The following is a 419-nucleotide window of genomic DNA, read 5'->3' on the forward strand; positions in this document are numbered from 1 at the left end:
TATGTTGAGCTTCAGAGTTATGTTTAGATTGGTATAACATAACCGCTTGCATACACGAGTCGCGCTGTTCTTTTGAGAGCGCCGTACCTTCTGGCCATTTACCCGTTTCAACTGCGTAGGTTAAACGTTCGTAGACCTCGGGTGTCATTGCGCTAAGAAGTTGTTCTGCATCCATGGTAAAGCCTTAGTTTTAACAATTTTCACCAGAAAATAACCCGTAACAGAATTGAGTCAAGAACCTGACCAATAATAAGTGCATCTGATCACAAGTGAAGGAATATGAAAATTATGAAATGGTTGGCGATTAGCCTATTGCCTTTCACTCTGGTTGGGTGTCTTGAAGGGAACAAAAATACCGATCAACTGTGCCAAAGCAATCCGGGTCTTCAGTGTGAACAATTGAACATGAACGATGGGCA

Annotated in this window: 2 protein-coding genes; one reads left to right on the top strand and one right to left on the bottom strand. The window is 42.2% G+C overall.

The features are described from left to right. Positions 1 to 175: YeaC family protein (locus tag AB4512_RS22170; protein WP_372175702.1), on the bottom strand; the 175-nt coding region annotated here is incomplete at its 3' end. A 113-nt stretch (positions 176 to 288) separates the two neighbouring features. Here AB4512_RS22170 and AB4512_RS22175 point away from each other — a divergent pair. After that, on the top strand, positions 289 to 419 hold a 131-nt coding region (locus AB4512_RS22175), incomplete at its 3' end, for a DUF2989 domain-containing protein (RefSeq protein ID WP_372175704.1).

Origin of the sequence: Vibrio sp. 10N.222.52.B7 (assembly GCF_041474275.1) — a bacterium.
GTDB classification, from domain to species: domain Bacteria; phylum Pseudomonadota; class Gammaproteobacteria; order Enterobacterales; family Vibrionaceae; genus Vibrio; species Vibrio crassostreae_C.